The organism is Pseudomonas ficuserectae (assembly GCF_024584585.1).
Taxonomy (GTDB): Bacteria; Pseudomonadota; Gammaproteobacteria; order Pseudomonadales; family Pseudomonadaceae; genus Aquipseudomonas; species Aquipseudomonas amygdali.
The window spans coordinates 242,292-267,917 of record NZ_CP085684.1 but is presented as its reverse complement, the minus strand read 5'-3'; the positions used below and the strand labels follow the sequence as shown (position 1 = coordinate 267,917).

The 25,626-nt window shown below is 57.1% G+C and carries 27 protein-coding genes, 1 other RNA gene and 2 pseudogenes; 17 read left to right on the top strand and 13 right to left on the bottom strand.

The genetic code is table 11. From position 1 onward, the window contains the following. Positions 1-14 precede the first annotated feature (14 nt). The 3 genes from ubiH to LJU29_RS01270 all read right to left on the bottom strand — a co-directional run bounded on the left by ubiH (position 15) and on the right by LJU29_RS01270 (position 3,161). Positions 15-1,202 carry a 2-octaprenyl-6-methoxyphenyl hydroxylase gene (gene ubiH, locus LJU29_RS01280; RefSeq protein WP_057423796.1) on the bottom strand — a complete coding sequence of 396 codons (1,188 nt, stop codon included), beginning with the start codon at positions 1,200-1,202 and terminating at the stop codon, positions 15-17. Continuing rightward, a complete protein-coding gene (gene pepP, locus LJU29_RS01275; RefSeq protein WP_004655140.1) occupies positions 1,199-2,533 on the bottom strand; it encodes a Xaa-Pro aminopeptidase in 1,335 nt (444 codons plus the stop codon). The genes ubiH and pepP overlap by 4 nt, the downstream gene beginning before the upstream one ends. Positions 2,534-2,606: 73 nt before the next feature. Beyond that, a complete protein-coding gene (locus tag LJU29_RS01270) occupies positions 2,607-3,161 on the bottom strand; it encodes a YecA/YgfB family protein (RefSeq protein WP_004655142.1) in 555 nt (184 codons plus the stop codon). A gap of 150 nt (positions 3,162-3,311) precedes the next feature. On the opposite strand from LJU29_RS01270, the gene LJU29_RS01265 reads away from it, so the two are divergent. From LJU29_RS01265 to LJU29_RS01250, 4 genes are all read left to right on the top strand, one after another. Next, on the top strand, positions 3,312-3,521 hold the full coding sequence (locus LJU29_RS01265; protein ID WP_004655143.1) for a TIGR02449 family protein: 210 nt from the start codon (positions 3,312-3,314) through the stop codon (positions 3,519-3,521). Then, on the top strand, positions 3,518-3,847 hold the full coding sequence (locus LJU29_RS01260; RefSeq protein ID WP_003317331.1) for a cell division protein ZapA: 330 nt from the start codon (positions 3,518-3,520) through the stop codon (positions 3,845-3,847). Before LJU29_RS01265 ends, LJU29_RS01260 begins: the two co-directional genes overlap by 4 nt. Before the next feature lie 30 nt (positions 3,848-3,877). Next, positions 3,878-4,056, top strand: a non-coding RNA gene (gene ssrS / locus LJU29_RS01255) — 6S RNA. A gap of 94 nt (positions 4,057-4,150) precedes the next feature. Then, on the top strand, positions 4,151-4,762 hold the full coding sequence (locus tag LJU29_RS01250; RefSeq protein ID WP_257111543.1) for a 5-formyltetrahydrofolate cyclo-ligase: 612 nt from the start codon (positions 4,151-4,153) through the stop codon (positions 4,760-4,762). 45 nt (positions 4,763-4,807) lie between these two features. Here the strand turns inward: LJU29_RS01250 and LJU29_RS01245 are convergent, their stop codons facing one another. Further along, on the bottom strand, positions 4,808-4,960 hold the full coding sequence (locus LJU29_RS01245) for a hypothetical protein (protein ID WP_004655149.1): 153 nt from the start codon (positions 4,958-4,960) through the stop codon (positions 4,808-4,810). Positions 4,961-5,153: 193 nt separating this feature from the next. On the opposite strand from LJU29_RS01245, the pseudogene LJU29_RS01240 reads away from it, so the two are divergent. Next, positions 5,154-5,593 (top strand): annotated as a pseudogene (locus LJU29_RS01240) (EVE domain-containing protein). Positions 5,594-5,599: 6 nt separating this feature from the next. On the opposite strand, the gene LJU29_RS01235 reads toward LJU29_RS01240, so the two are convergent. After that, positions 5,600-6,007, bottom strand: a complete 408-nt coding sequence (locus tag LJU29_RS01235; protein WP_002551568.1) for a flagellar basal body-associated protein FliL — start codon at positions 6,005-6,007, stop codon at positions 5,600-5,602. Between the two features lie 130 nt (positions 6,008-6,137). Here LJU29_RS01235 and LJU29_RS01230 point away from each other — a divergent pair, with 130 nt between their 5' ends. The 7 genes and pseudogenes from LJU29_RS01230 to LJU29_RS01200 all read left to right on the top strand — a co-directional run bounded on the left by LJU29_RS01230 (position 6,138) and on the right by LJU29_RS01200 (position 12,894). Beyond that, positions 6,138-7,124: an NADPH:quinone oxidoreductase family protein gene (locus LJU29_RS01230; protein ID WP_057423797.1), complete on the top strand. Its 987-nt coding sequence runs from the start codon at positions 6,138-6,140 to the stop codon at positions 7,122-7,124. A gap of 616 nt (positions 7,125-7,740) precedes the next feature. Continuing rightward, positions 7,741-9,396 (top strand): S-type pyocin domain-containing protein, encoded by a 1,656-nt coding sequence (locus LJU29_RS01225; protein WP_057422879.1) that lies wholly within the window; start codon positions 7,741-7,743, stop codon positions 9,394-9,396. Then, positions 9,386-9,658, top strand: a complete 273-nt coding sequence (locus tag LJU29_RS01220; RefSeq protein WP_057422881.1) for a bacteriocin immunity protein — start codon at positions 9,386-9,388, stop codon at positions 9,656-9,658. The genes LJU29_RS01225 and LJU29_RS01220 overlap by 11 nt, the downstream gene beginning before the upstream one ends. Positions 9,659-9,740: 82 nt before the next feature. Beyond that, positions 9,741-10,029 (top strand): annotated as a pseudogene (locus LJU29_RS01215) (bacteriocin immunity protein). A 48-nt stretch (positions 10,030-10,077) separates the two neighbouring features. After that, a complete protein-coding gene (locus tag LJU29_RS01210; protein ID WP_057422883.1) occupies positions 10,078-10,869 on the top strand; it encodes a hypothetical protein in 792 nt (263 codons plus the stop codon). A 480-nt stretch (positions 10,870-11,349) separates the two neighbouring features. Beyond that, positions 11,350-12,512 (top strand): IS3 family transposase gene (locus LJU29_RS01205; RefSeq protein ID WP_122320854.1). Its coding sequence is split into 2 segments (ribosomal slippage): positions 11,350-11,605 and positions 11,605-12,512, totalling 1,164 coding nucleotides; the frame shifts between segments, so codons are not numbered across the junction. 37 nt (positions 12,513-12,549) lie between these two features. Then, a complete protein-coding gene (locus LJU29_RS01200; protein WP_257111542.1) occupies positions 12,550-12,894 on the top strand; it encodes a hypothetical protein in 345 nt (114 codons plus the stop codon). A gap of 290 nt (positions 12,895-13,184) precedes the next feature. Here the strand turns inward: LJU29_RS01200 and LJU29_RS01195 are convergent, their stop codons facing one another. Together LJU29_RS01195 and LJU29_RS01190 are read right to left on the bottom strand one after the other, a co-directional pair. Continuing rightward, entirely contained in the window at positions 13,185-13,820 is a 636-nt protein-coding gene (locus LJU29_RS01195) for a hypothetical protein (RefSeq protein ID WP_005752398.1), read from the bottom strand. Then, positions 13,817-14,482, bottom strand: coding sequence for an energy transducer TonB (locus LJU29_RS01190; protein ID WP_122322134.1), 666 nt, complete (start codon positions 14,480-14,482; stop codon positions 13,817-13,819). Before LJU29_RS01190 ends, LJU29_RS01195 begins: the two co-directional genes overlap by 4 nt. 273 nt (positions 14,483-14,755) lie before the next feature. Between LJU29_RS01190 and glpT the strand changes: the two genes are divergently transcribed. Further along, positions 14,756-16,105: a glycerol-3-phosphate transporter gene (gene glpT / locus LJU29_RS01185; protein ID WP_005744792.1), complete on the top strand. Its 1,350-nt coding sequence runs from the start codon at positions 14,756-14,758 to the stop codon at positions 16,103-16,105. A gap of 12 nt (positions 16,106-16,117) precedes the next feature. On the opposite strand, the gene LJU29_RS01180 is transcribed toward glpT, so the two are convergent. The 6 genes from LJU29_RS01180 to LJU29_RS01155 form a co-directional block, all read right to left on the bottom strand. Continuing rightward, positions 16,118-16,786: a gamma-glutamylcyclotransferase gene (locus tag LJU29_RS01180; protein WP_002551563.1), complete on the bottom strand. Its 669-nt coding sequence runs from the start codon at positions 16,784-16,786 to the stop codon at positions 16,118-16,120. 208 nt (positions 16,787-16,994) lie between these two features. Then, complete coding sequence (locus LJU29_RS01175) at positions 16,995-17,963, bottom strand: CDP-6-deoxy-delta-3,4-glucoseen reductase (RefSeq protein ID WP_005752394.1); 969 nt, start codon at positions 17,961-17,963, stop codon at positions 16,995-16,997. Continuing rightward, positions 17,963-19,429 (bottom strand): 4-hydroxy-3-polyprenylbenzoate decarboxylase, encoded by a 1,467-nt coding sequence (gene ubiD / locus LJU29_RS01170; RefSeq protein ID WP_002551561.1) that lies wholly within the window; start codon positions 19,427-19,429, stop codon positions 17,963-17,965. The genes LJU29_RS01175 and ubiD overlap by 1 nt, the downstream gene beginning before the upstream one ends. Before the next feature lie 128 nt (positions 19,430-19,557). Further along, a complete protein-coding gene (rho, locus tag LJU29_RS01165; RefSeq protein ID WP_002551560.1) occupies positions 19,558-20,817 on the bottom strand; it encodes a transcription termination factor Rho in 1,260 nt (419 codons plus the stop codon). 231 nt (positions 20,818-21,048) lie between these two features. Beyond that, on the bottom strand, positions 21,049-21,378 hold the full coding sequence (gene trxA, locus LJU29_RS01160; protein WP_004655183.1) for a thioredoxin TrxA: 330 nt from the start codon (positions 21,376-21,378) through the stop codon (positions 21,049-21,051). A 121-nt stretch (positions 21,379-21,499) separates the two neighbouring features. Continuing rightward, positions 21,500-22,204: a FadR/GntR family transcriptional regulator gene (locus LJU29_RS01155; RefSeq protein WP_054995568.1), complete on the bottom strand. Its 705-nt coding sequence runs from the start codon at positions 22,202-22,204 to the stop codon at positions 21,500-21,502. 249 nt (positions 22,205-22,453) lie between these two features. Between LJU29_RS01155 and LJU29_RS01150 the strand changes: the two genes are divergently transcribed. The 4 genes from LJU29_RS01150 to LJU29_RS01135 are packed head-to-tail and all read left to right on the top strand — an operon-like array spanning position 22,454 to position 25,302. Then, a complete protein-coding gene (locus tag LJU29_RS01150) occupies positions 22,454-23,239 on the top strand; it encodes a transporter substrate-binding domain-containing protein (protein WP_002551557.1) in 786 nt (261 codons plus the stop codon). A gap of 29 nt (positions 23,240-23,268) precedes the next feature. Next, complete coding sequence (locus LJU29_RS01145) at positions 23,269-23,934, top strand: amino acid ABC transporter permease (RefSeq protein ID WP_004666535.1); 666 nt, start codon at positions 23,269-23,271, stop codon at positions 23,932-23,934. After that, positions 23,931-24,581: an amino acid ABC transporter permease gene (locus LJU29_RS01140; RefSeq protein ID WP_032074436.1), complete on the top strand. Its 651-nt coding sequence runs from the start codon at positions 23,931-23,933 to the stop codon at positions 24,579-24,581. Before LJU29_RS01145 ends, LJU29_RS01140 begins: the two co-directional genes overlap by 4 nt. Further along, on the top strand, positions 24,568-25,302 hold the full coding sequence (locus tag LJU29_RS01135) for an amino acid ABC transporter ATP-binding protein (RefSeq protein WP_003317352.1): 735 nt from the start codon (positions 24,568-24,570) through the stop codon (positions 25,300-25,302). Before LJU29_RS01140 ends, LJU29_RS01135 begins: the two co-directional genes overlap by 14 nt. The last annotated feature ends 324 nt before the right edge of the window (positions 25,303-25,626 follow it).

Sequence of the window (25,626 nt, the reverse complement as noted above, 5' to 3'; positions counted from 1 at the left end):
TTAAAGTGTGTGATTCACACATCGGATCGAGTCCCCAGGCCCATCGCCTGACGGGCAAACCAGCGCTTGGCGGCTGGCAACAGATCGAGGCCAAGCAACCCGACGTTACGCCCGGTGGCAACCGCCGACCGGGAGCTGCCAAACAGGCGTGTCACCTTGTCGGAGAAGCCCACGGTCAATTGCTGATCATGACGCTGACGCTCACGGTAGAGCTGCAGAGTAGACAACTCACCGGGCGGCGCGGCGCTGTCCAGCAGCGTCTCGGCCAGTGCATCGGCGTCACGCAAGGACAGATTGAACCCCTGCCCGGCAACCGGATGCAGGCTGTGCGCCGCATTACCCAGAATCACCAGATGCGAACGCACCTGCTCTTCGGCCTCGATCAGCGCCAGGGGGTAGACATGCCGTGCACCGACCTGACGCAGCGTGCCCAGACGATAGCCAAACACGCCCTGCAGCTCTGCCAGAAAACTGCGGTCGTCCAGCTCGGCCAGGCGCTGGGTATCGTTGCCCGGACGCGTCCAGACCAGCGCACAGCGGTTTTCCGGCAATGGCAGCAGCGCCATCGGCCCGTCCTCGGTAAAACGTTCGAACGCCTGCCCGCAGTGAGCTTCGCTCGGCGTGATATTGGCAATCAGCGCATGCTGGTCGTAGGGCCGTTGCCGCACTCCAATACCCAGCTGCTCGCGCAGGCTGGAGCGACCGCCATCGGCCAGCACGGCCAGATCACAATCCAGTTCGGTTTCGTCACTGAGGCTCAGGCGATAACCATCGGCCAGCGGCTGCATGTGCCTGACCTCGGCCGGCACACGCCAACTGACAACATCCCGATCCAGCGCCGCCCACAGTGCCTGACCGAGCCAGGCATTCTCGACCACGTAGCCGAGCGCCGGAACACCCTCTTCGATCGCAGACAAACGGGTCGCGCCGAAACGGCCACGGTCCGAGACCTGAATTTGCAGAATCGGCTCGGCGCGGCGGGATATCTGCTGCCAGAGGCCAAGCCGCTCATAGATGCGTCGCGAGCCGAACGACAGCGCCGAAGAGCGCGCATCGTAGCTGGGCTGCCAGGCCTCACCCGGCGCAAAGGGTTCGATGAGCACGATCTTCCAGCCACGTGCCCCGGCACCGGCCTGCAGTGAAAGCGCGAGACTTGCACCCACCAATCCGCCGCCGACGATGGCGATATTAAAGCGGCTCATGCGACCTGTGCCTTTGCAGCCGCCATAAGCGCCTCGATCTCGGCGACGGTCTTGGGCACGCCACCGGACAGAATTTCACAGCCCTGCCTGGTTACAACCACGTCGTCTTCGATTCGCACACCAATACCTCGCCATTTCTTCGCGACGTCCAGATTGTCGGGGGATATGTAGATCCCGGGTTCAACAGTCAGCGTCATGCCGACCTCCAGTACACGCCACTCGCCGCCTACCTTGTATTCGCCGACGTCGTGTACATCCATGCCCAGCCAATGCCCGGCACGGTGCATGTAAAACATCTTGTAGGCCTCGCTCTCGATCAACTGATCGACGTCGCCTCGCAGCAAACCCAGCTCGACCAGCCCTGCGGTAATCACCTTGACCGTCGCTTCGTGCGCCTGGTTCCAGTGCTTGTCGGGGCCGATGGCCTCGAAAGCCGCATACTGAGACTTGAGCACCAGCTCGTAGATCGCTTTTTGCTCGGGAGAAAACTTGCCGCTCACCGGAAACGTCCGGGTGATGTCACTGGCATAGCAGTCGATTTCGCAGCCCGCATCGATCAGCACCAAATCGCCATCCTTGAGAACCGCATCGTTCTGCTGGTAATGCAGGATGCAACCGTTACGCCCCGAGGCGACGATTGAGCCGTAGGCCGGCATCTTCGAACCGCCCTTGCGAAATTCGTAATCCAGCTCGGCTTCCAGGCTGAACTCGTGCAGTCCTGCGCGACAGGCCTGCATTGCTCGCACATGGGCACGCGCAGAGATGTCCGCCGCGCTGCGCATGACTTTGATTTCCGCCGCCGATTTGTACAGGCGCATGTCGTGCAACAGATGATCCAGCGCGACAAATTCCTTGGGCGGCTGGGCACCGAGGTGCGCCTTGGAGCGGATCACGTTGATCCAGTCCATCAGATGCCGGTCGAATTCAGGGTTGCTGCCCATCGCCGAATACACCCGGTCACGGCCCTCGATGAGGCCCGGCAGAATTTCGTCGATGTCGTTGATCGGGAATGCATCGTCCGCACCGAAATCGCGGATCGCGCCTTCCTGTCCGGCGCGCAGACCTTCCCACAATTCGCGCTCGGGGTTGCGTTCACGGCAGAACAAAACGTACTCGCCATATTCGCGCCCGGGAATCAGCACCACCACCGCTTCCGGCTCGGGAAAGCCGCTCAGGTACTGAAAGTCACTGTCCTGCCGGTAGACATGCTCGACATCACGATTGCGAATGGCAACCGCCGCAGCAGGCAGGATGGCAATGCTGTCCGGCTCCATCTGAGCCATCAGAGCCTTGCGGCGGCGGGCGTATTCGGACTTCGGGATCTGAATCATGGGCAGCAGGAGTCCTGATGGAGTCTACCGGGCCGCACTGTCGTCAGCGCGGCGGTGTCGCAGTGACGGGCAATCAGTGCAGAGAAGGCTTGGGTTGCGGCGCAGCAGGCTCATTGAATTCGGTGAAGAGCAACAATGGCGCTACGCGCATGTATTCCATGACTTCCATATAGTCGGTCTCGCCGTCTTCGGACTCGTCCAGTGCATCCTGCACTTGGGCAATGGCCGCCAGATCCTCAAGAACATCCTTGGCTTCAGTGCCGAGCGTCTTGTCGCCAATGGCCAGACCGAAGCCTGCCAGAAACCCCTGACACCATTGACCCAGCGCGGCAGCACGCTCGGTCAGCGGCTCATCGTCGCCCGGCAGCAACAGCACGACGGTCATGTCGTCACCAGTGAGTTCGCCCTTGACCATCTCTTGCAAGCCGATAAGCGCCTGGCGGATATTGTCTTGCGGCTCGGTTTCCAGCAGGACCGACGCGTCCGCGAACCAGCCTTCGTTGTCGAAACCAGCACCCGCGCAACTACGCCCCAGCAGCAGGCCATGCAGCTCGGCAGGGGATACCTGGTGACCGCCACTGTTAAGCAGAGTGGCGAACGCTTTGTACGGAGAATTCTGAATGGGCATGGGTAGCTAGTCGCCAAACGGCGCAATGTCTAGAATGAAGGCCTTGTATCCTAGACTATCCGCGCGACAAGATCACCCGGACGGCGGTTCGAGCTTGAGCACAAGCATCGCCTCCCCTGCCATTCATCAGAAAGTATTCAGTGGAAAACAATGGAAGACACCGACCTGCAAGCGCTGATGAAACGTGTGGAGCTGCTCCTGAAGTATGCCGAGCAACTTAAAGGCCAAAATGCAATCCTATTAGCTCAGGAAAAGACCTGGCGCGAGGAACGCGCCCAACTCATTGAAAAAAACGAAATCGCCCGGCAGAAGGTCGAGTCAATGATTTCGCGCCTCAAAGCCCTGGAGCAAGACTCATGAGCAATGGCAACAGCGTTACCGTTCAGATCCTCGACAAGGAATACTCGATCATCTGCCCTCAGGAAGAGCGCACCAACCTGGTCAGTGCCGCCCGTTATCTGGACGGCAAGATGCGTGAAATCCGCAGCAGCGGCAAAGTCATCGGCGCCGATCGCATCGCCGTGATGGCCGCGCTCAACATTACTCACGACCTGCTGCATAAAGAACATTTGCCTGACGTACAGACCAGCGGTTCGACTCGCGAACAGGTCCGCGATCTGCTCGACAAGGTCGATCTGGTGCTGGCCACAGACACGCCCGGCACACCGGATTCAACTCGGGGCTGATTATTGCGAGGCATTTCTGTATACTCGCGCTGCTCCCTGGAGTGCTTGCCAGTCGGTCATGTCCCTGAGCCGATACGCACAACCACGGGGGTTGCACGTTGGGGTTGGTGTGCATGTCCGCTCGACGGAAAGCCTTAAAACCTCCTGCAATCTCCACCTTGAACTTTCGGGTTCAAGGGCTAAACCGACAGCGGTTCGTCGGGGAGTCCACATTCAGTTCGTTGCCAGCCCTGCTGTCTGGCAACGACGATCCTGCTCTGGTTTCAACTCCCTTCCCGGATCAGCCTGCATGACCTTCTGCTCATGATCAGCGCCCAATCGCTCACCCGTCCGCAACTGCGCCGCCAGCTACGCAAGGCACGCAGGGCGCTGACTCGCAGCCAGCAACGCGAAGCCGCCCGCGATGTTTACCGACAATTGGCGCAGCACCCTCTGTTTCGACGTGCCCGGCATGTTTCGCTGTACCTGCCGATGGATGGCGAGATCGACCCGCGGCTGCTGCTGCGTGAAGCACAACGACGCGGCAAGGCCACTTACCTGCCAGTGCTCAATGCATGGCCGCGCACGCGCATGGTTTTTCAGCGCGTGCGTCCAGGCGAGAAATTCATCCTCAATCGCTTCCGCATTCCCGAGCCTCTCATCAACCGTGCGAAACAACGCCATGTGTGGGCACTCGATCTGGTGCTTATGCCATTGGTAGGGTTCGATAACGAAGGCGGTCGCCTGGGCATGGGCGGAGGGTTTTATGACCGAAGCCTGGCGTATCTGGCGCGCAGGAAGGCCTGGCGCAAACCGGTTCTGCTCGGGCTGGCTCACGAATGTCAGAAAGTGGATCGACTGGCGCAGGCCAGTTGGGATGTACCGCTACAAGGCACGGTATCTGATAAAGGCTGGTATCTGACACAGATACTCTGATCGTTCAGCCAACAGGGCAATCAACGATCAGAGCAGAAGCAGGGCTTAATGCCTGCCGGGGACTTTTTGCTGTTGTTGAGTGATCTCGACTGGAGCGTCATCCTTGCTGGTCCACAAGCTTTGCGCATAACCGGTTGTCACGACACCCAAGCCAAACAGAATAACCAGAATCCAGAGTAAATCAGGCTTGCGTTTCATTGACTGCCCTCCTTAGGCAAATCAATACGATGTCAGCATCGGTTTTTGTATAGGCCGTGCAACAGCGTGGAGCTTTAAAGGGCGGCATTTTGCGGTAACGTGAACCAGTACGCAAATAGTGGCGCAAGCCGACTGTCGGTTTGTGATCAAACTGCCGGTAATACCGTGAACTTTTGTCTCTGGAGAGAGAGCAATGGCCTATTGGCTGATGAAGTCCGAGCCTGACGAATTGACCTGCAAAAACGGGGTAACGCTCGCTGGGACGGGGTGCGCAACTATCAGGCACGTAATTTCTTGAGAACCATGGCAGAGGGTGACGAATTCTTTTTCTACCACTCCAGTTGCCCGGAGCCGGGGATCGCCGGCATCGGCAAAATCGCCAAAGCCGCTTATCCGGACCCCACTGCGCTGGACCCCGACAGCCACTATCACGACGCCAAGGCCAGCGCGGATAAAAACCCGTGGAGTGCCATAGACGTCGAGTTTGTGGATATCTTCAAGAGCGTGCTGGGGCTCGGTTATCTGAAGCAACAAAGCCAGCTGGAGCAACTGCCTCTGGTGCAAAAAGGCAGTCGGCTTTCAGTGATGCCCGTCACCGCCGAACAGTGGGCGGCGATCCTGGCACTGCGCTGACAAGCGTTATTGAACGATGAAGTTATTGAACAGCAAGTCTTCGACAATCGGCTTGCCTTCTTCATCGTTCATGACGCGTTGCACCTGCTTGAGCGCTTCCTGACGAATGTTTTCCTTCGCTTCAGCACTGCTCATGGAATCAACCGTCTGCTGAGTGAACAGCGACACCAGTTGATTACGGATCAAGGCGTCATTGCGCTTCACCGCCGCCTCGGCATCGGCACCCGTTACACGCAACGCGATGTCAGCCTTGTAGACGCGCAGCTTGGGGCCGCCATCCAGCGCGTAGTTGCCCACGAACGGTGGCGTCAGCGAGACATAGGCCGCTTTGGGCGGGCCGCCTTCTTCCTTGGCTTCCTCTTGCGCCATGACAGGCAATGACAAGGCCAGCAATACCAGAATCCACGCTTTCACAGTCCACTCCTTAATACGGTTTGCCACGTAGCTTACAGCTTATGTGTGCTTATCAGGCCGGGCCATGCTTGTTGACCCGAGAACCCACTTAACTCACTTTATCGGCCATTACCGAAAAAGGAATAGCCTAATGAAAGCCCTGTTATGCAAAGCCTTCGGTTCGGCCAGTACGCTGGTGCTTGAAGACGTGCCAGGCCCCGAGATCAAAAAGAACGAAATCCTCCTCGACGTACACGCCGCCGGGGTCAACTTTCCCGACACGTTGATCATTGAGGGCAAATACCAGTTCAAGCCACCCTTCCCTTTCTCGCCGGGTGGCGAGGCCGCCGGCGTGATAGCGGCCGTCGGTGAAAAGGTGTCCCATCTCAAACCCGGCGACCGCGTGATGGCCCTCACCGGCTGGGGCAGTTTTGCCGAGCAGGTCGCTGTACCCGGTTACAACGTACTGCCGATACCGACGAGCATGGACTTCACCACCGCTGCGGCGTTCAGCATGACCTACGGCACCTCCATGCATGCGCTCAAACAACGCGCCAACCTGCGAGCGGGCGAAACCCTGCTGGTGCTCGGCGCATCCGGCGGCGTGGGCCTGGCCGCCGTGGAAATTGGTAAAGCCCTCGGCGCACGCGTCATCGCCGCCGCCAGCAGCGCGGAAAAACTTGAAGTCGCCAAAAACGCAGGCGCAGACGAACTGATCAACTACAGCGAAGCCAGCCTCAAGGACGAAGTAAAACGCCTCACCAACGGCAACGGTGCCGACGTCATCTACGACCCGGTCGGCGGCGACCTCTTTGACCAAGCCATCCGCGCCATCGCCTGGAACGGCCGCCTGCTGGTCGTCGGCTTCGCCAGCGGCCGCATCCCGGACCTGCCCGTCAACCTGACCCTGCTTAAGGGCGCATCGGTGGTCGGCGTGTTCTGGGGCTCGTTTGCGCAGCGGCAACCGCAGGACAATGCGGCGAACTTCAAGCAGCTGTTTGCGTGGTTTGAAGAGGGGAAGTTGAAGCCGCTGGTGTCGACGGTTTATCCGCTGGAAAAGGCTGGGGAGGCGATTGATTTGTTGGGTGAGCGCAGGGCTGTGGGGAAGGTGGTGGTTTTGGTTGGCAAGACTGCCTGAAACCGACCTCTTCGTGAGCAAGCTCCTACAAGTATGCGGCGCTCAAGATGTCCGTGACTGACGCTTTGTGCGCGCCAAGAAAAAATCCTCACACTGCTTGTATCGCCTTCTTTATCAGAAGGCAAGCAGGGCAAATATACAAACTACCAAGATAGCATCATCAAACAACCACAGCGACTTTATTTCAGACAGCAAAAATACGAACTTACCAAGCACTCTAACCCAATAAAACAACACATCATCCATATATAATTATGGACTGTTAGAAAAAAGCCTTTGTTAGCCTATCGCCATACAAACAAAAGGAAATTGTATGAGCGAGAATATGGATAACGATAACCCGCCTGAAAAGAACATACTCGTCACTGACGGCAACGATAAAAAAGATGGCAAAACAGGATCAGACGGAAATCGGGATGGATTTGGCCAAGGCTCCTGGAACGGCTCTGGTGGTGGCGGCAGCGGTGGTTTTGGTGGCTCAAAAAACAGAGGAGCCAGAAGGGCAGCGCTCGTTCGTGCCCGCGCAAAAAAGGAAGCCAAGGCTTTAGCTCGGCGGCAAGAAGCGGAACAAGCAGCCCACCAGCTAAGATTACAGGCTGAGGCACATGCCCAGGCAATGGCAGAAGCCGCCGAGCGAGAACGTATTGAAGCGCAAGTACGTGCACAGGCCGAAAAGGATCAGGCTCATCGACTGGCTCTTGAAGCGCTGACGAATGCCTACCCGTCGTTACAATCTGGATTTGCACAAAACTATTTACTGGCTTCTGCATCGCTGCCGAATACTCTTCAAAAAGAAATAGCGCCGGGTCATGACCTGAATGTTGATTACCCAGGCGACAAGCAGGCTCTTGAGCTGATACTTCAGAAAAAAACCAGCGTTAACTACTTACTCGCAACCAAACAGCCTTTACTGGAAGAGCGTCGCACTCAGGCTCTGAGTCTGACCGGTCAAGAACTTGACCATGCCACACAAAAAGATCACCTGAACTATCTGGTGCACTACAGCCAGGGCGATCCTCAACGTGTGCAGCAGGCCCATGAAGCGTGGGTAAACGCTTTATCTCAAACCTACCAAGCAAAGCTTCTTGCCGATTCGGTCACGCTACTCAATGAACAATCGGCAGCGCTGTCCATGCGTCATGCTGAATTGTCGCTAGCCAATAAAACGGCGAGTCAGGATGCAGATCGGACATCATCCCGACAGGCCGCTGGCATCGACAAGCTGTGGTCAGTTATTGCCCCCGCGTCAACCACCACCGCAGCACCGGGCATCAGGACCGTTGCGACCAACATCGCGAAAGACCAGCTCATCAGGATCGCGACCAGAACGCTTGGCAGCAATCTGGTTACCTTGCTGGCGATGTATCCACAACCGTTGGGCGACGCAGAACTGCCGCCTGCTGTGATCGCCACCCCTCTGTCGCAGCTCAACCTGCCACCGCATATCGATCTGCAATACCTTGCCAGCGTCAAAGGCACGCTGGATGTGCCTCATCGACTGACGTCCGATGGAGCTGACGCAAGCGGCGCTGCACGTTGGGTAGCTGCGGATGGTGTGAAAGTTGGTACCAAGGTTCGCGTAAGAACTTTCACCTATAACGCACTGAACAATTCCTACGAGTTTATCCGAGACGGGGAATCGACACCGGCACTGATATGGACGCCAATAGCACAACCGGCGGACAGTTCGACAAGCTCACCCGCAGGGCCACCCGCGTTGCCGAAAGATCCAGGCAACGTGGTGACACCTTTTGTACCCGAGCTTGAAGCTTACCCGGCGATTGATCGAGATGATCCTGATGATTACATTCTCATCTCGCCGATTGATTCCGGGCTGCCGAATAGCTACCTGCTGTTCAAGGACCCGAGGTCGATCCCGGGGGTTGCGAGTGGGTATGGTGAAGCGGTGACTGGAGTTTGGCTAGGAGACAGAACGCGTGCAGAAGGCGCATCGATTCCGACGCATATTGCAGATCAACTGCGCGGACGACGATTTGGTGATTTTGCTTCACTGAGGAAAGCAACCTGGATAGCCGTAGCCGATGATCCCGAGCTAGGGAAACAGTTTACTCAGAATAACCTTGAAATAATGCGAGGTGGTGGTGCGCCCCACCCTAGACTCAGCGACCAAGCCGGAGGCCGTACGAGATTTGAAATCCATCATAAAAATTATATTTCAAAAGGCGGCGCGGTTTATGACATCGACAACTTAGTTATTATGACACCAAGGCAACATATTGATCATCACAGGAGCCAAAAAAATGATCTTTAAAGAAAAGCTAGAAGATTATACCGAAGAAGAATTCCTGGAATTTTTGAGGGGACTCTCTTCTCAACACATTCAACTTCATGGTGATGAGTTTGTTAAGCACATGGATCGTTTAGTTAAGCACTTTGTAAAGGTGACAGAGCACCCAGCGCAAACAGACGTAATCTTTTATCCCGAGGAAGGTCAGGAGGACACCCCGGAGGGTATTTTAAAAACAATCAAAGAATGGCGAGCTAAAAATGGCAAGCCGGGATTCAAAACATAAAATCCGAAATCGATCACAGCAACAAAATTACAAATGGCGAATCGGAATCTGGGGCCTATGGCACCAGAACTACGTATGCAACATGATAAAAATTGACCACAATGATTATGAAAGAAAAATTTGAAGACTATACCGAAGCTGAGTTCATGGAAGTCCTGAACTAGCTTTTTAACGGCGTAAGCGCTACCAAAGAAAATGCCGAAGAATACGTTATTAGCCTTATCGACCACATTACAGAAGTGACTGAACATCCAGAAAAATCAGATTTATTGTGCTATCCACCCGAAGGCCGGGAGGATAGCGCTGCAGGGGTTATGAAAGAAATAAAAGAGTGGCGAGCAAAAAATGGTAAGCCGGGCTTCAAAGAGTAAGAACCCCATACACAAACAGCTCTAACACTATAAAAAAGGAAATCATCCATGGAAGAATTACATCATCACCTCCAGCAATTACCTGGCTTTCTGCAAGCCGAGCTTGCGGCTCACGTCGGCGACTGGAACGGAACACGTTACATCGATATAACCGATAAACACATACACGCTATCAATCATCTGGTTGCCAGCAAACGTGCGCCCTTGCGACAGGACCACATCGACAATTCGTATTTTTTGTGGGGCACTGACCCCTGGGATAAATCGTCTCTTGAGTTAAATGCACAGATGCGGGGTATGCCAAGCGGAGTGCCCACTGATTTTTACTATATGACGGGAGACGCCCGTTTTCATATGGAGAGCATCCGCTTTCTAAACGAACTCAAAGGCAATCTCGAATCGCTGCATGCTCGGCTAATAGAACAGGAACGCGAGTATAACGAGCGCATGGCCCAAGAAGCCGCACACCGCCAAGCCGAAGAAGCAGCGCGCGCAAGAGCCGAGGCTGAAGCGGCAGCTCGACGACTCGCGGAGGAACAAGCAGCGCAGCAGCGGGCCATAGAGGCCGCGTTACAACTTGCACAGCGTCAGGTCGAAGAAGCCAAGCACGCTTTGGCCTTGCGCAACGCCGAGGAAGCTCGCGCTAAAGAGGCCGAATCCCGCCATGCGGTCGAGGTGACATTTGGACCTGAAGCATCGCGAGAAATCGATAATGCAATCAAGGTACTGAGAGGCACTATCGAAATCGCGATCACAGACTTCTCGAACGCGATCAACGCTCACGGCGCGCTCGGACTGAGCCAGCTTGAAACAATTCAACATATGAACGCCACTCACTAATCTTTCGCGACAAGGCCGGGACCAAGGCGATGACGCTTTGGTCCCGGCACTGTGCATCAAGTGGAACTGACACAAGGCATCAAAACAGACCTGATCGCTACTCAAATCATGCTCGACCCTGACCTCCGCCTCCTTGAAATAACTGATAGCAACTTCGCCGTTAACACGATTAAAGCTGTGAGAAAATAGCCGCTTTCCCGACTCGGGCCTTGCTTGTTACGGACGACTTGATTTTGTCAGCATTAACGCCGCCGACCGAGCCTGACTTGGCTTACCAGGTAACGCAGACTGTTTTGGCCACGGCGGATATGCCGACAGCTTATGACTTTTCCACTCTAGACAAAGATTATTGCATCCCTCACCCGACCTCAGGAGAGTTGAGCTTCGGTTACATTTCTATGTACGAAAGCCGCAACCTGTAGTGGTCTAATGGTTCCGGACACTCATTTAGGCGAGAATATCGCCAGATAGAGGTGTCTGATGACCAAACAACGCCGTACCTTTTCCGTTGAATTCAAACGCGAGGCCGCAGGCCTCGTGCTCGATCAAGGCTATAGCCATATCGAAGCCTCCCGCTCGCTTGGGGTGGTCGAATCTGCGCTGCGTCGCTGGGTCAACCAGCTTCAACAAGAGCGCAACGGTGTCACTCCACAGAGCAAAGCCCTCACGCCCGAGCAGCAAAAAATCCAGGAGCTCGAAGCCCGGATCGCCCGTCTTGAGCGGGAGAAATCCATTTTAAAAAAGGCCACCGCGCTCTTGATGTCGGAAGAGCACGAGCGCATGCGCTGATTGATCAGCTCAGTGTCCATGAGCCAATCGAATTGCTGTGCGAAGTGTTCGAGGTACCTCGCTCGTGCTACTACAACCATTGCCTGCGGCGTCGGTCTCCAGACGCCGAGCGGGTTCGTTTACTTAGCCGAGTCAATGAGCTGTTCGGGCAAAGTCGAGGCGCTGCCGGCAGCCGCAGTATCGTGTCGATGATGCAGGCGGATGGCGAGCAAATCGGTCGGTTCAAGGTGCGTAGCTTGATGCGGGAGCTGGGATTAATCAGCAAGCAACCAGGCTCGCATGCTTATAAAAAAGCAACAGTGGAGCGGCCTGACATTCCGAACATTTTGAATCGGGAGTTCGATGTACCCGCGCCCAATCAGGTCTGGTGTGGCGACATCACCTACATCTGGGCGCAAGGAAAATGGCATTACCTGGCGGTGGTTATGGATCTTTACGCGCGTCGGGTGGTGGGCTGGGCGTTTTCGAACAAACCGGATACGGACTTGGTGATCAAGGCGCTGGACATGGCTTATGAGCAACGCGGCAAGCCTCAGGGCCTGCTGTTTCATTCCGACCAGGGCGTCCAATACGGGAGCCGACAGTTTCGCCAGCGGCTTTGGCGATACCGCATACGCCAGAGCATGAGCCGCCGGGGTAATTGCTACGACAACTCGCCGATGGAGCGTGTGTTCCGCAGCTTGAAAACTGAGTGGATACCGACCGTGGGCTACATGACGGTCCAAGAGGCTCAGCGGGATATCAGTCATTACCTGATGCATCGTTACAACTGGATTCGGCCACACCAGTTCAATGATGGAATGGCGCCCGCTCAGTACGAGAAAAACCTTAACGTCGTGTCCGGGATCAGTTGACCACTACAACCTGACCTTGCCAGGCGGAGAAATTTATTTGCGTGTAGGTAAGCATTTCGGCTTCAGTAGCGGTTTTGGAGTCAACCACATTTGGCAGGGGCACGGTCATGAACTGGCCAAGTCTGGCTGCAAAACCATTCAGGATGTATCTGCATTTGTTGCCGGAATTTTAAGTGCAGGTGCACAGATTTATTGCGAGGGTTATCAGACGCGTGATGGGCATCGACTTACGGTCATACGCAATGCCAGAGGGTGCGCAATTTTGTCGCCACAAGAAGAAGCTGAACGAGGATTTTTCTACTCGGTGGTCACCGCCTACAAAATACTTAGGAGGCGACCGGCGATCAAAGTAGGGACTCTGAAACCAAAAAAAGCGCCATAGGCGCCTTTTTCAGAGTACGAGAGGGCTGGTAGTCGCAGCGCTTGCTTAGCACGTCCAGACACGAGGCCTGAAAGGGGTCGAAAGCCAACCGTTGTCGCCAGTTGCCGCTACCGCACGAGTGACGCCTCGCACAATCCACACCTGCTCGCCGGTATCGTCATTGAATCGAGCAGGCCCTGCTCTTATTGAGCCCTCGCGAGCATTCTGATGAAACACAGGGTCGTCGTCAACCACAGGGCTGCATTCTGAAACTGCTTTGATACTGGCACTTCGCTGATGCCCCGCCCTTCCTACAACACCTTCCTCACATTCTCCGGTAAATAATCCACATACTTACGCATCGGATTCTTTTGACATTGGGCGATAATGCCCGGCGCCGCCTCCAGCAGTTCAACAATCAACGCCTGACGTTCGTCCAGGGTGAGAAATTGCTCTATGACCGGACCGCTCGACAGGTATAACTCTGTCCGCATTAGCGCATCCGGCTTGACGTCCTTGCGCCATTTGCGACCCTCGAACATTTCCCTGTTCAACTGCCAGCACAACTCCTGCTTCAGCTCGGCATTGGATGTCAGCGGCGGGTTGGTGTGTGGTCGCCCTGTGAAGGTAAACGTGACCGTAACTGCTTCGCCCTCGGGATGAGAGGCCGGTGGCTCCCAGGGTTCAAAGGTCCATAGCTCAACAGCACTTCGGGTCAGGCTGATGAACCTCGGATCAGTTGCCCCCCGCACTTCAAGAAAGCGCACGCCGCCATCGGCCTGAATGAAAATCCTGACGGTGACACTGTTTTTTACCAAGGCATAACGCATCGACGCCGGATAGTCCGGCTCCGGCATATACAACGGTACCGGATACGACGGCAACGCCTGTGCTGTCCCCGCCGAGAGTAACCCCGCCAACACGATCACACTCAGCACGCGGCTCATTCGCTGCCCTCCGCTTGCTCGGCCAACCCGACCATCAATACCTTGACCGGCGCAGGCAGGTAATCCCCATACAGATGATCCGGATTGCTTCTGCAGTTGCTCACTACCGCAGGTATCGACGTTCCGAGCAATTCAAGCAACGCCTTGCGTTGGGGCTCGCTGCGCTGGTGGGCAACATGACTGCCGAACAGCGCCTGCCCGGTGTACCAGAACACGTCGACTTTACTCAGCGGCTCTTTGGGATAGTTCTGGCGGGCGGATTTCACTTCGTGGTTGAGGTAACCGCAACGGATGTTGCCCAGGCCGACGCTGACTTCGGTATTGAAACGCCTGTAGCCATGGGAGCCGAAAATCACCGGCACGGTGATCGTGGTCATGGGCGGCGCGCCGACTGTTCCCACCCAAGGCTTGTAGCGCCATTGACGTAGCGCCTGCTCCACCGCTTCGGCGAGTTGCGGGTGGCCGCTCTCTACGGCCCTGACTTCGCGGACCTGACCGTCGGACTTTATCCACAGCTGTGCCCGGACCTTGCCTGCGTAGCGGGTCTTGACCAGTTCAGGAGGAAACACCGGTGCTGGCGTGTACACCGGCACCAGAAATGACTCCGTCGCGCCAACGTGCGGGGCCAGTGCGACGGCAATCATGAAGGCGGAAATTCTCATTGTTGTAAGGGCTCATCGTCGTGGTGCGCCGCTGCGGCGCAATGACGACGATGGTAAAAGCCTGCCGAAAGGCCAGTAAGCACGCGTCTTCCGATACGCCTGTAGGACCCATCCCAAACTTTTGAAACACATACAAACGCTCGCCAAATGTTCATAAAAGAACAGGAAAACGTCCGTATCTCCTACAAAAAATCAGTCCAAAGGCACTGCTTTTTTCTGTAATGAAAATGTAATATTCGCATTCGCAAAAAAACAATAATCAGGAGCTTCTCCATGTTTGGGTTTTTCCGCCCTGCCAGGCATCAGGCACCCCTTCCCGAAGAAAAGGTCGATAGCACTTATCGGCGTCTGCGCTGGCAGATCTTCGCAGGCATCTTTATCGGTTATGCCGGTTACTACCTGCTGCGCAAGAATTTCTCGCTGGCGATGCCGTATCTGATCGACGAAGGCTATACGCGTGGCCAGCTGGGCGTGGCGATGTCGGCCATCGCGATTGCCTACGGCTTGTCGAAATTCCTCATGGGGATCGTTTCGGACCGCTCCAACCCGCGGTACTTCCTGCCCTTCGGCCTGCTGGTATCTGCCGGGATCATGTTCATCTTCGGCTTCGCGCCGTGGGCGACGTCCAGTGTCACGATCATGTTCGTGCTGCTGTTCATCAATGGCTGGGCACAGGGCATGGGCTGGCCGCCAAGCGGGCGGACGATGGTCCACTGGTGGTCGCAGAAAGAGCGCGGCGGCGTGGTGTCGGTGTGGAACGTGGCGCACAACGTTGGCGGCGGCCTGATTGGCCCGCTGTTCCTGCTTGGCATGGGCTGGACCAACGACTGGCACGCAGCATTCTATGTGCCGGCGGCCGTTGCGCTGCTGGTGGCGGTCTTTGCTTTCGCCACCATGCGCGACACCCCGCAATCGGTGGGCCTGCCGCCTATCGAGCACTACAAGAACGATTACCCGGAAGGCTACGATGCCAGCCACGAAGAGGAATTCAGCGCCCGGGAAATCTTCGTCAAATACGTGCTGCGCAACAAGTTCCTGTGGTACATCGCGATGGCCAACGTGTTCGTTTATCTGCTGCGCTACGGCGTGCTGGACTGGGCCCCGACCTACCTGAAAGAAGCCAAGCACTTCACGGTCGACAAGACCTCATGGGCCTATTTTCTTTACGAGTGGGCAGGTATTCCGGGCACGCTGCTGTGCGGCTGGATGTCGGACAAGATTTTCAAGGGTAATCGCGGCCTGACCGGCATGGTGTTCATGTTCCTGGTGACCATTGCCACGCTGGTGTATTGGCTGAACCCTGAAGGCAACCCGACCGTCGACATGATCGCGCTGGTGTCTATCGGTTTCCTGATCTACGGCCCGGTCATGCTGATCGGCCTGCAGGCGCTGGAACTGGCACCGAAGAAGGCAGCGGGTACGGCAGCCGGCTTTACCGGGCTGTTCGGCTACCTGGGCGGGTCGGTCGCGGCGAGTGCTGCGATGGGCTACACGGTCGACCACTTCGGCTGGGACGGCGGCTTTGTGCTGCTGATCGGCGCGTGCATTCTGGCGATGGCATTCCTTGCGCCGACGCTGCGGCACAAACAGGTCGCCAGCACCTCGCGCGATACCAAGGACTGACCCAAAGGCCGGTCAGGCGGTCTCTGACTTGCAGCGCTTGAGCCGCGCCTCCAGATTCAGGTCTGGCATGGCGTGGCTACGCAGGGCCTTGGCCGTCTGTTCCACGTACTCGCGAGTGGTTCCATAGCGCCCGCTGGCGCTGGCCAGCACCTGGCTCAGCACGCTGTCGGGCAGGTTGCCAGCGTAGCTGGGCAAATGCCGTTCCAGCACGAAGCCCAGCGCCTGTACTTTCCTGCCGTCTTCAAGGCGGCAATTGAGCCAGTGCGGGCGATACGACGGATACGGCATCTCACGCTCCCACAAGGCCAGCAGCGATTTCTCCAGGCATTCATCCGGCAGGCGATAGGCAAAGCCGGTGCATGAACCACCGCGATCCAGCCCGAATACCAGGCCTGGCACCTCAGGCGTACCGCGATGTTCGTGCGACCACAGGTAAAGCCCACGGTGATAACCGTGCACTCGACCGCGCTGGCTCTCTACCGCAGTGCACTCGGGACGCCAGATTAGCGAGCCGTAGGCGAACAGCCAGACCGGGCCGCCCTTATGAAGACGCATGGTGGCGTCCATGGATGCGAGCAGTTGCTCGCGGGTAAGCTGCGGACCCAGATCGATAACGGGCGGGTACGTCAGCCCAAGGCCGTCATGCACTGCAGCGGCCAACTCGTTGATTGGATTCTCCATTTGCCCCCCTGACAGTCTGGCTGTCAGTTTTTACCGAGCCCCGCTGACTCGCTCGTGGGTGAGCGGCATCAGGGTGTCGTGGTTCGGTTGTTGCCACAGACCAAAGGCCTGCCTCTACAAAAAGTTGTCTGGCGGCGAATTGACATCGCCGTAAGCTATAAGCAGCTGAAGCAATTTACACTCCAGTTATACAGCCGTCAGTCCGGCGTTACGGACGCGGTGCGTAGGCGAATACGTCTGCGCGCATCTGGTGAGCGTCCATTCCGGCACTGACAAGAGCGTCCAGCGTTCCGTAAACCATGGCAGGCGAGCCGCTGGCGTAGACGTAAACCGCCGACAGGTCCTTGATGTCTTCGCAAACTGCCTCGTGCAGCAGACCACAGCGCCCTTCCCAGCCACACAGGTCACTGACGACCTTGTGCAGGAACAGGTTCGGCAGTGCCGTCCACTCATCCCAGTGGCTGACCTGGTAAAAATCCTCGGGCCGACGCACGCCCCAGTACAAATGCACCGGATGACTGAAGCCTGCTGAGCGACAGTGCTCAAGCAAACTGTTCATTTGCGCCATACCTGTACCGGCAGCGATCAGTACCAACGGCCCGTCCGGCAGCTCGGCAAGGTGGGTATCGCCAAACGGCAGCTCGACCCGCGCCATTTTGTTGCGTTGCAGTTGCTCGATCAGACTGCGCGCACTGTCTTCACGAGCCAGTACATGCAGCTCCAGATCACGGCCACTGTGCGGTGCCGATGCGATGGAGAATGCCGACTTCTCGCCATTCTCCCGCTCGATCATCAGGTACTGTCCGGCGTGATAACGCGGTGGTTTGCCTGCCGGGGCTCGCAAGCCTACCCGCCAGACATCGCCACCGATTTCGACACACTCGCTCACCTGACAGGCAAAGCTGCGCACCGGCAGTTCACCCTTGGCCAGCACGCCATCCCAGAGCACAACACAATCTTCAAGCGGCTCTGCTACACACGTATGAATCTCGCCGTGATCAAGCTCCTGACCCGACTGCATCACTCGCCCCTCGACCAGCAACGCCGAGCAGATATGACAGTTACCGTTACGACAGCTCTGCGGGCATTCATAGCCCAGACGCTGCGCAGCATCGAGAATCCGCTCGCCCGGCAGGGTGTCCAGCACCGCACCTGACGGCTGCAAGGTTACGCGCATCAGTCTATTCCCAACTGAGTCCAGATCTCGTCCACGCGGCGTGTGGTGGCTTCGTCCTTGACGATAGCCCTGCCCCATTCACGCGTGGTCTCGCCTGGCCATTTGTTAGTGGCGTCCAGGCCCATTTTCGATCCCAACCCGGACACCGGAGAGGCAAAATCGAGGTAATCGATAGGCGTGTTGTCGATCATGACCGTGTCGCGCTTGGGGTCCATGCGGGTGGTGATGGCCCAGATCACGTCATTCCAGTCACGAGCATTGATGTCGTCGTCGGTGACGATCACGAACTTGGTGTACATGAACTGGCGCAGGAACGACCAGACCCCCAGCATCACGCGCTTGGCATGACCGGGGTACTGTTTCTTGATGGTCACAACCGCCATGCGATACGAGCAACCTTCGGGCGGCAGGTAAAAATCGACGATCTCCGGAAACTGCTTTTGCAGAATCGGCACGAACACTTCGTTCAGCGCGACGCCCAGAATGGCGGGCTCATCCGGTGGACGGCCGGTGTAGGTGCTGTGGTAGATCGGCTTGATACGGTGCGTGATGCGCTCGACGGTCAACACCGGAAAGCTGTCGACTTCGTTGTAATAGCCGGTGTGGTCGCCATAAGGCCCTTCGTCGGCCATCTCGCCCGGATGAATTACGCCTTCAAGCACGATCTCGGCGCTGGCCGGGACTTGCAGATTGCTGCCACGGCACTTGATCAGCTCGGTGCGCGAGCCACGCAACAGCCCGGCGAAGGCATATTCGGACAGGCTGTCCGGTACTGGCGTCACGGCACCGAGAATGGTCGCCGGGTCAGCGCCCAGCGCGACGGCAACCGGATAAGGTTCGCCGGGATGCTTGGCGCACCAGTCGCGAAAATCCAGCGCGCCGCCACGATGGCTGAGCCAACGCATGATGATCTTGTTGCGGCCAATGACCTGCTGACGGTAAATGCCGAGGTTCTGCCGCTCTTTGTTCGGGCCCTTGGTGACCGTCAGGCCCCAGGTAATCAGCGGTGCGACGTCGCCCGGCCAGCAGGTTTGCACGGGCAGCATGCCGAGATCGACGTCATCGCCTTCGATGACAATCTCCTGGCAGGGTGCATCCTTGACCACCTTGGGGGCCATGGCGATGACTTTGCGGAAGATGGGCAGCTTGGACCAGGCATCTTTCAGGCCCTTGGGCGGCTCGGGTTCTTTCAGAAACGCCAGCAGCTTGCCGATTTCACGCAGCTCACTGACCGCTTCGGCGCCCATGCCCATGGCTACGCGCTCTGGCGTGCCGAACAGGTTGCCCAGCACCGGGATATCAAAACCGACCGGTTTTTCGAACAGCAGGGCCGGGCCCTTGGCACGCAAGGTACGGTCACAGATTTCAGTCATTTCCAGCACAGGCGAGATCGGCATCTGGATGCGTTTCAACTCTCCGCGCTGCTCAAGCTGCTGCACGAAATCCCTAAGATCTTTGAATTTCATTAACCCGGCCATTTATCCAAATAGACGCACATCGTACCTGCTCCAGCCCTTCAAGGCAGCTAATCGGCGGCGCGCGGGCAAAAAAAATGGTGCCCCGAAGGACACCATTCTTTGTTTCAGCCTGCCAGTTACTTGCGTTTCATGGACAGGAAGAACTCATCGTTGGTCTTGGTCTGCTTGAGCTTGTCGATCAGGAACTCGATAGCCGCGACTTCGTCCATCGGGTGCAGCAGCTTGCGCAGGATCCACATGCGCTGCAACTCGTCATCAGCGGTCAACAGCTCTTCACGGCGTGTGCCGGAGCGGTTGATGTTGATGGCCGGGAACACACGCTTCTCTGCGATCTTGCGATCCAGAGGCAGCTCCATGTTGCCAGTACCCTTGAACTCTTCGTAGATGACTTCATCCATCTTCGAACCGGTTTCAACCAGTGCGGTGGCGATGATAGTCAACGAGCCGCCTTCTTCGATGTTTCGCGCAGCACCGAAGAAACGCTTTGGCTTCTCGAGCGCATGAGCATCGACACCACCGGTCAGTACCTTGCCGGAGCTCGGGATGACGGTGTTGTAGGCGCGAGCCAGGCGGGTGATGGAGTCAAGCAGGATGACGACGTCTTTCTTGTGCTCGACCAGGCGCTTGGCCTTCTCGATCACCATTTCGGCAACCTGTACGTGACGGGTTGGCGGTTCGTCGAATGTCGAGGCAACCACTTCGCCGCGCACGGTGCGCTGCATTTCGGTTACTTCTTCCGGACGCTCATCGATCAGCAGAACGATCAGGTGCACTTCCGGGTTGTTACGCGTGATGTTCGACGCGATGTTCTGCAGCATGATGGTCTTGCCCGCTTTCGGCGGAGCAACGATCAGACCACGCTGACCTTTACCGATCGGTGCGCACAGATCGATCACACGACCGGTCAGGTCTTCGGTGGAACCGTTACCGGCTTCCATCTTCATGCGAATCGTCGGGAACAACGGCGTCAGGTTTTCGAACAGAATCTTGTTCTTGGCGTTTTCCGGACGGTCGTAGTTGATCGTGTCGACCTTGAGCAGAGCGAAATAACGCTCACCTTCCTTTGGTGGACGGATCTTGCCAACGATGGTGTCGCCGGTACGCAGGTTGAAGCGGCGGATCTGGCTAGGGGAGACATAGATGTCATCCGGGCCGGCCAGGTAGGAAGCGTCTGCAGAGCGCAGGAAACCGAAGCCGTCCTGGAGAATCTCCAGCACGCCATCACCGGATATTTCCTCGCCACTTTTGGCGTGCCGTTTGAGCAGGGAAAAAATGACGTCCTGCTTGCGCGAACGGGCCATATTTTCTATGCCAGCCTGTTCGGCCATTTCGAGCAATTCGGTAATCGGCTTTTGCTTGAGTTCAGTCAGGTTCATATGGGGAATGACGTAATCATGTATGGAGGGGGAAATTAAGCTTTTGGCTTAATGAGGCCGCGCCGCAGAAAAGGCGACAGGATCGCGTACTAAATCGAAAGGAGAGCGTCGGCGACGGCTAGCAGGGGGCAACGGAGAAGCCGTTGCGGGGCCGAATGTACCACCTGATTTTCCAGGCGTCTAGTACGACACCCGAAAAAAACCCCGCTATTTGCGGGGCTTTGAAGTGCTTCAGATGTTGGCGTCGAGAAACGCGGCCAACTGCGACTTCGACAGAGCGCCCACTTTGGTAGCTTCGACGTTGCCATTCTTGAACAGCATCAACGTCGGGATACCGCGCACGCCATGCTTGGCAGGGGTTTCCTGATTCTCGTCAATATTCAGCTTGGCAATTGTCAGCTTGCCGGCATAGGTGTCGGCGATTTCGTCCAGCACCGGGGCAATCATCTTGCACGGACCGCACCACTCAGCCCAGTAATCTACAAGCACAGCACCCTCAGCCTTGAGTACTTCGGCTTCGAAGTTAGCGTCGGTGACGTGTTTGATCTTTTCGTTGCTCATGGAAGTCTCCGAGGTCATAGGCGAAAAACGACGCTCATCATAGCGGGCCGCAAGTCATTCAGGAAGCGAAGGTTCATTGAGTCTGGCTATGGTGGTGCATGACTGGAGTTATGGCAGAGGCTCAGCTGGAAGGCGAAACGAACACAATGCCAGTACGAAGCGCTGCGCCACGGATGTGATCCTGCATGGCCTTTTGCGCGGGCCCCGACGCATGCCGGGCCAGCGCGCGAAGGATCTTGCGGTGCTCCTGCCAGGTTTCCATGACCCTTGCCGCACGTATGAACGGCATTTTCTGGCTCTCAAGGAAGATGTCGGCACCTGCGGTCACGATCCCCAGCATGGCCTGATTGCCACTGGCGACCAGAATATGCCGGTGAAACTCGAAATCCAGCCGGGCTGCGGCCTCGAAGTCGCCGGCACGCAATTCCAGACGCATGGCCTCGACATTGTCTTCAAGCACGTCTCGTTCATCAGCGGTCAGGGTGACGGCTGCCAGGCCCGCGGCGAAGCCTTCCAGCGCGTAGCGCAGTTGAAACGTGTCGGCCGGAGAAACCTGTGCCTCGAAAGGCCAGGAAAAACCACTCGTGCGCTGTTCTGGTTCAGAAATGGACTGCACAAACACGCCTTTACCCGGCTGAACGCTGACCACTCCCAATGCGCTGAGCGATGACAAGGCCTCACGCAATGAAGCACGACTGACTCCCAGCAAAACAGCCAGATCGCGCTGCGATGGCAGGCTTTCGCCGGGCTTGTAGCCTTGCTCGGCAATCAACTTGCGAATGGCCCGGAGGGCTGATTCGGGTACTGCGAGTGAGTTGTGGGGCATCACTGTTCAGGCCAGTCAGTCCAGTAAAAATCCCTTTTATCGCCATCCCGAAGATTCTGCAAGCGACGCCCAGTGCTGCGGCGGCAGCGCTTTTCAACGCGCCAAAGCAGGGCGAGCCACACCTTTACTGGTCAGACCAGTAAGACCATAAACACGCTCCAAAGCTTGAGTTATGGCACGTCATCGCCTGATGGCATGCGCTGTGCACTGGAGACGGACCAACATCCTACGTTTCGCCCGGAGATTTCTATGACCAAGCGTTACAGCGCCCTGCTTGCTGCACTGTTTGCCAGCCTGATGCTGAGCCAGACACCCGCCCACGCCAACGGCCTGGACGACGTTGTAGCGCGTGGCACCTTGAAGGTGGCCGTTCCACAGGACTTCCCGCCATTCGGTTCGGTCGGTCCGGACATGAAGCCTCGCGGCCTGGACATCGACACCGCGCAACTGCTGGCCGACCAATTGAAGGTCAAGCTGGAACTGACGCCGGTCAACAGCACCAACCGCATCCCGTTCCTGACCACCGGCAAGGTTGATCTGGTGATCTCCAGCCTGGGCAAGAACCCGGATCGCGAGAAAGTCATCGATTTCTCCCGCGCGTACGCGCCGTTCTACCTGGCGGTATTCGGCCCACCTGATTCTCCGGTCAAGGACATCGCTGACCTGAAAGGCAAGACCATCAGTGTTACCCGTGGCGCTATCGAAGACATCGAGCTGTCGAAAGTTGCACCGGAAGGCGCAACCATCAAGCGCTTTGAAGATAACAACTCGACCATCGCCGCCTACCTGGCTGGCCAGACCGACCTGATCGCCAGCGGCAACGTGGTGATGGTCGCTATCAGCGAGCGCAACCCCAAGCGCATTCCAGCGCTGAAAGTGAAACTCAAGGATTCGCCTGTTTATGTCGGCGTAAACAAAGGCCAGCCGGAACTGCTGGGCAAGGTCGACGAGATCCTCAACGCCGCCAAGGCTGACGGCGCGCTGGAAAAAGCGTCGCAGAAATGGCTGAAGCAACCGCTGCCTGCCGATCTCTGATCACTGCTTTCCGGTAACAGGATTCACCAATGGCTTATCATTTCGACTTTACACCGGTCCTGCAGAACATCGATGTGCTGTTGCGCGGGGCTTTGTTCACGCTGGAACTGACGGCCATTGGCACCCTGCTGGGCGTCAGCCTCGGCATTGTCGGTGCCGTCGTGAGGGCCTGGAAGATCCAGCCCTTTGCGACGATCTTTGCGATCTATGTCGAGCTGATCCGCAACACACCGTTTCTGGTCCAGCTGTTCTTCATTTTCTTCGGCCTGCCGTCGCTGGGCGTGCAGATCTCGGAATGGCAGGCAGCGGTGCTGGCGATGGTGATCAACCTGGGCGCCTACTCGACAGAAATCATTCGGGCAGGCATCCAGGCGATTCCCAAGGGACAGCTTGAAGCGTCGGCAGCGCTGGCGATGAATCGTTATGAAGCGTTTCGCTACGTGGTGCTGGTTCCGGCGCTGGGCAAGGTCTGGCCGGCACTGAGCAGCCAGATCATCATTGTGATGCTGGGCTCGGCGGTCTGCTCGCAGATTGCCACTGAAGAACTGAGCTTCTTTGCCAACTTCATTCAGTCGCGCAACTTCCGCTCGTTCGAAACCTACATTGTGACCACGCTGATTTACCTGGCCATGGCGCTGCTGATCCGGCAACTGCTGGCCTGGATCGGGCGTCGCTACATATCGAGGAACAGCTGATGGATTTCACCCTCTGGGACATCCTGCGCAATCTGCTGATCGGCCTGCAATGGACCGTTGCCCTGTCGCTGGTGGCCTTCATTGGCGGTGGCTTGATCGGCTTGCTGGTGATGGGCATGCGTACCTCGGAAAAAACCGGCCCGCGTGTGACCGCCAAGCTCTATATAGAATTGTTTCAAGGCACACCATTGCTGATGCAACTGTTTCTGGTGTTCTTCGGTGTTGCCCTGATGGGCATGAACATTTCGCCCTGGGCAGCGGCAGCGCTGGCCTTGACGCTGTTTACCAGCGCCTACCTCGCCGAGATCTGGCGCGGCTGCGTGGAGTCGATCTCCAAGGGCCAGTGGGAAGCGTCTGCCAGCCTGGCGATGACCCCGTTCGAGCAGATGCGCTACGTGATATTGCCTCAGGCGCTGCGTATCGCAGTTGCGCCAACGGTCGGCTTTTCCGTGCAGGTGGTCAAAGGCACTGCGGTGACGTCAATCATCGGCTTCACCGAATTGACCAAGACCGGCAGTATGCTGGCCAACGCTACGTTCGAACCTTTCATGGTCTATGGCTTCGTTGCTCTGGGCTACTTCATCCTGTGCTACCCCTTGTCGCTGTGCGCGCGCCATCTGGAAAGGAGACTGCATGCCTCTGCTTAGAATTTCCGCCCTGCATAAATACTATGGCGATCATCACGTACTCAAAGGCATCGATCTGTCGGTCGAAGAGGGCCAGGTCGTGGCAATCATTGGTCGCAGCGGCTCGGGCAAAAGCACCCTGTTGCGCACGCTCAACGGCCTGGAGTCGATCAACGATGGTGTGATCGAGGTCGATGGCGAATATCTGGACGCCGCACGCGCCGATCTGCGCACCCTGCGTCAGAAGGTCGGCATGGTGTTTCAGCAGTTCAACCTGTTCCCGCATCTGAGTGTGGGCGAGAACGTGATGCTCGCGCCGCAGGTCGTGCAGAAGGTGCCCAAGGCCGAAGCGGCAAAGCTGGCGAGAAAGATGCTGGAGCGTGTCGGGCTGGGCGAAAAGTTCGACGCCTTCCCGGATCGCCTGTCCGGTGGCCAGCAGCAACGCGTGGCGATTGCCCGCGCACTGGCGATGTCGCCCAAGGTGTTGCTGTGCGACGAAATCACCTCGGCGCTGGACCCGGAGCTGGTCAACGAAGTGCTCAGCGTGGTGCGCCAGCTGGCTGCCGACGGCATGACCCTGATCATGGTGACCCACGAAATGCGCTTCGCCCGCGAAGTTGGCGATAAACTGGTGTTCATGCACCAGGGCAAGGTGCATGAAGTGGGCGACCCGAAAGTACTCTTCGCCAACCCGAAAACCCCGGAACTGGCGAACTTCATCGGCACCGTAGAGCACGCCTGACAAGAGCGGACGCAGAGCGTCGCACGATAGGTGGGGTCATCGTTCCTCCAGTGTAGGAACGCAGTAGTGGACGCCCCTGTGGGAGCGAACTTGTTCGCGAAAGGGCCGGTACATCCGCCGAAGACGCGTCGCCTGGCACACCGTCTTCGCGAACAAGTTCGCTCCCACGGCCTTCGACCAGAAGCCTGTAAGCTCAATTGTCCGGACTGTGTATAACGCCGAGCACTCCAACGTGGGAACGCAAAGCATCGGCACGACAAGGACATAACTATCACATTGATTAGCTAGCCATCCGCCATCTCACAAGAGTAATACCGGGTATTT

Excerpts from the sequence above, each read along its gene's own strand:
- ubiH (WP_057423796.1), bottom strand. The coding sequence starts at position 1,202 with ATGAGCCGCTTTAATATCGCCATCGTCGGCGGCGGATTGGTGGGTGCA.
- pepP (WP_004655140.1), bottom strand. The coding sequence starts at position 2,533 with ATGATTCAGATCCCGAAGTCCGAATACGCCCGCCGCCGCAAGGCTCTG.
- LJU29_RS01270 (WP_004655142.1), bottom strand. The coding sequence starts at position 3,161 with ATGCCCATTCAGAATTCTCCGTACAAAGCGTTCGCCACTCTGCTTAAC.
- LJU29_RS01265 (WP_004655143.1), top strand. The coding sequence starts at position 3,312 with ATGGAAGACACCGACCTGCAAGCGCTGATGAAACGTGTGGAGCTGCTC.
- LJU29_RS01260 (WP_003317331.1), top strand. The coding sequence starts at position 3,518 with ATGAGCAATGGCAACAGCGTTACCGTTCAGATCCTCGACAAGGAATAC.
- LJU29_RS01250 (WP_257111543.1), top strand. The coding sequence starts at position 4,151 with ATGATCAGCGCCCAATCGCTCACCCGTCCGCAACTGCGCCGCCAGCTA.
- LJU29_RS01245 (WP_004655149.1), bottom strand. The coding sequence starts at position 4,960 with ATGAAACGCAAGCCTGATTTACTCTGGATTCTGGTTATTCTGTTTGGC.
- LJU29_RS01230 (WP_057423797.1), top strand. The coding sequence starts at position 6,138 with ATGAAAGCCCTGTTATGCAAAGCCTTCGGTTCGGCCAGTACGCTGGTG.
- LJU29_RS01225 (WP_057422879.1), top strand. The coding sequence starts at position 7,741 with ATGGCAGAAGCCGCCGAGCGAGAACGTATTGAAGCGCAAGTACGTGCA.
- LJU29_RS01220 (WP_057422881.1), top strand. The coding sequence starts at position 9,386 with ATGATCTTTAAAGAAAAGCTAGAAGATTATACCGAAGAAGAATTCCTG.
- LJU29_RS01210 (WP_057422883.1), top strand. The coding sequence starts at position 10,078 with ATGGAAGAATTACATCATCACCTCCAGCAATTACCTGGCTTTCTGCAA.
- LJU29_RS01195 (WP_005752398.1), bottom strand. The coding sequence starts at position 13,820 with ATGAGCCGCGTGCTGAGTGTGATCGTGTTGGCGGGGTTACTCTCGGCG.
- LJU29_RS01190 (WP_122322134.1), bottom strand. The coding sequence starts at position 14,482 with ATGAGAATTTCCGCCTTCATGATTGCCGTCGCACTGGCCCCGCACGTT.
- glpT (WP_005744792.1), top strand. The coding sequence starts at position 14,756 with ATGTTTGGGTTTTTCCGCCCTGCCAGGCATCAGGCACCCCTTCCCGAA.
- LJU29_RS01180 (WP_002551563.1), bottom strand. The coding sequence starts at position 16,786 with ATGGAGAATCCAATCAACGAGTTGGCCGCTGCAGTGCATGACGGCCTT.
- LJU29_RS01175 (WP_005752394.1), bottom strand. The coding sequence starts at position 17,963 with ATGCGCGTAACCTTGCAGCCGTCAGGTGCGGTGCTGGACACCCTGCCG.
- ubiD (WP_002551561.1), bottom strand. The coding sequence starts at position 19,429 with ATGAAATTCAAAGATCTTAGGGATTTCGTGCAGCAGCTTGAGCAGCGC.
- rho (WP_002551560.1), bottom strand. The coding sequence starts at position 20,817 with ATGAACCTGACTGAACTCAAGCAAAAGCCGATTACCGAATTGCTCGAA.
- trxA (WP_004655183.1), bottom strand. The coding sequence starts at position 21,378 with ATGAGCAACGAAAAGATCAAACACGTCACCGACGCTAACTTCGAAGCC.
- LJU29_RS01155 (WP_054995568.1), bottom strand. The coding sequence starts at position 22,204 with ATGCCCCACAACTCACTCGCAGTACCCGAATCAGCCCTCCGGGCCATT.
- LJU29_RS01150 (WP_002551557.1), top strand. The coding sequence starts at position 22,454 with ATGACCAAGCGTTACAGCGCCCTGCTTGCTGCACTGTTTGCCAGCCTG.
- LJU29_RS01145 (WP_004666535.1), top strand. The coding sequence starts at position 23,269 with ATGGCTTATCATTTCGACTTTACACCGGTCCTGCAGAACATCGATGTG.
- LJU29_RS01135 (WP_003317352.1), top strand. The coding sequence starts at position 24,568 with ATGCCTCTGCTTAGAATTTCCGCCCTGCATAAATACTATGGCGATCAT.